The sequence below is a fragment of the Shewanella sp. SR43-8 genome (assembly GCF_014163775.1).
Lineage (GTDB): Bacteria > Pseudomonadota > Gammaproteobacteria > Enterobacterales > Shewanellaceae > Shewanella > Shewanella vesiculosa.
In genome coordinates, this window is sequence record NZ_JACJDX010000034.1 from 1 (window position 1) to 579 (window position 579).

2 tRNA genes are annotated in these 579 nt (G+C 43.0%); both read right to left on the reverse strand.

The window, feature by feature from the left end:
• Positions 1-29: 29 nt before the first annotated feature.
• Positions 30-105: transfer RNA gene (locus H5114_RS20225), tRNA-Ala, on the reverse strand.
• A 137-nt stretch (positions 106-242) separates the two neighbouring features.
• Positions 243-319, reverse strand: a tRNA-Ile gene (locus tag H5114_RS20230).
• Positions 320-579: the final 260 nt, after the last annotated feature.

Below are 579 nucleotides of genomic sequence, written 5' to 3' on the forward strand. Positions count from 1 at the left end.
CATAAGCTTATCGTCATGATAAGTGTAAATGGTGGAGCTATGCGGGATCGAACCGCAGACCTCCTGCGTGCAAGGCAGGCGCTCTCCCAGCTGAGCTATAGCCCCATTTACATGCAGTTGAGATTAATATCAAGTATCCAATCATAAGATTGGCGAAGCCAAATCGAATTTTAAAAAGTTAATTTAATGTGACGTTTAGTTTACTAAACGAGTATTTAATTAACGCAGATAAAATGAAGATTTGGTGGGTCAGAGTGGACTTGAACCACCGACCTCACCCTTATCAGGGGTGCGCTCTAACCAGCTGAGCTACAGACCCATTCTTTTTGGTCTTTTAACCCTTACTCGGCGTTACTTTCTTCGTTTCTCAGTCATGTGCTAAAGCACACTCCCTGCGAGACTCATCAAGTGCCTTGATTAAGAATCAAAATCCTCAAAAATACCTTTCGATATCTTTCTCTTTCTTCTATCAAGTAATCTGTGTGAACACTCACATGCATCGCTGCACTTTAGGTATTGAGTTAGTCGTATAGGTAAGGAGGTGATCCAGCCCCAGGTTCCCCTAGGGCTACCTTGTTA